2 protein-coding genes are annotated in these 1,770 nt (G+C 36.2%); both read left to right on the top strand.

Annotated elements, in window-relative coordinates; translation table 11 throughout:
- Positions 1-261: tRNA pseudouridine(55) synthase TruB (locus tag H5202_RS21880; protein ID WP_182773893.1), on the top strand; the 261-nt coding region annotated here is incomplete at its 5' end.
- 309 nt (positions 262-570) lie between these two features.
- Positions 571-840 carry a 30S ribosomal protein S15 gene (rpsO, locus tag H5202_RS21875; protein WP_124017632.1) on the top strand — a complete coding sequence of 90 codons (270 nt, stop codon included), beginning with the start codon at positions 571-573 and terminating at the stop codon, positions 838-840.
- Positions 841-1,770: the final 930 nt, after the last annotated feature.

The raw sequence follows: 1,770 nt of genomic DNA, 5'->3' as shown, positions 1-1,770 counted from the left end.
CCTCAATCTCTGATGGATCCATTACTCTTACCGATGGATACTGCAGTGGCTAAGTTCAATGAAATTAATTTGCCTGAGCAGATGTTATATTACGTTATGCAAGGCCAAGCAATTCAAGCAGCTGGACTCAAGCCTGATGAGTTAGTTCGTATCACGATTGGCGATGAACGTCGATTTGTCGGTATGGGAACCATGAATGACGATGGCTTATTAGCGCCAAAACGGTTGATTGTAATCCATGATAATGAATCAGTAGAGTAGTCAATTTGGCTCGTGATAAAACTCGGTTTTCAAACCGCACTATTCTATGCTTTTTTTTGAATGCATTTGCAATAGGGTTTATTGACTTGCCAATTCGTCTTGTTAGAAAGAACTGACAAGCTTCGATAAAATAATGATTTTCAACTATCTATCCCATATTTTATCCCTACTATGGGTTAGTTATTTGGCTTTAGCAGATAAATTATTGAATTTAGATTGCGGTTAACCATCAATCTGGTTAAAATGCTGCCCTCGCTCTGGCTGAGTTAGTGATCGGCTTGAGATACATTTACTTTTTTGGAGATACACATGTCACTAAGTGCTGAAGCAAAAGCAAAAATTCTAGCTGATTTTGGTCGCGGCGAAAATGATACCGGTTCAACTGAAGTTCAAGTAGCTTTGTTAACTGCTCAAATTAACCACCTACAAAGTCACTTTAAAGAGCACATCCATGATCACCACTCACGTCGTGGTCTATTACGTATGGTTAGTGCGCGCCGTAAGCTTTCTGCTTATTTAAAGCGTACTGACGTAGCTCGTTATACTGCTATGATCCAGAAGTTAGGTTTACGTCGTTAATCCGACATTCTGCTTACTAATATAAGCAGTTAAACCATAAAAAGGAGGCCATAAGCCTCCTTTTTTATTGCTTCAAATAAATATGTCCAACTCTAGATAAAATCGATTGTTTATTAGCAAGGTTGTCTTAGCGCTATGTGTTAAATCTATAAAATAACACTTTGGTAGTCCTTTATATAAACAGTTTTGCTAGCAATGAAATAGTCCAATATCAATCAATCTAATGCCGTTAGTTAGCGAAAATGATTTTTATTCCCCCTTGTATAGTTGACACTCACATTGATGTTATCGCTATCAATCTTAATTAGCTTATTTCATCAGCTTATGTAATCGTTACTAACCGCTCTATGAGTATCAGTTAATTTAATAAATCAAATTTCGTGGTCACTCCGATTAGTCACATTCTATCTTTTCACATATAAATATTCGTTAAGCCGTTATATGGCCATTGCTCTGGTTATACTCAATATTTCTGTCTATGAATCTAAGTTCCCAGCAATTCTTGAAGATATCTTTCGTGTACAACTTCTCATTAAATGATGCGCTGCAAATTAAATGGGATAATTAACGTGTTTAATAAAGTTAGGATTGTACATTCTTGTATGTTTGAACATTGATCGTAGACATCGGGATTAATGAGGAAAGACGCTGGGGGAAAGCAGGAGCCGCTGCTGAGTACAATTGCGCGAACTGTTACACCATACGCTAGGAAAGTTGTTAACTCTTGCTCAGAGCTTGATAGTAGATTTTTGATTGTGTGGTATTTATCTTTTAAGCGATAGATTGTTACTAGGATTGTTTAGTGTGCAAAATAGGGTAATAAAATCAGATTATAAATTTGATAATCATTTTGCTAAGAATATTAAGATCTTTAGGTGAAAAGATATGTTATCAGTGGAATTTAGGATATCCACTCTAATATTGCGTCGG

Source organism: Shewanella sp. SG41-4 (genome assembly GCF_014164505.1).
Lineage (GTDB): Bacteria > Pseudomonadota > Gammaproteobacteria > Enterobacterales > Shewanellaceae > Shewanella.
The sequence above is the reverse complement of the archived record's forward strand: the minus strand, read 5'-3'. Positions and strand labels throughout refer to the sequence as shown.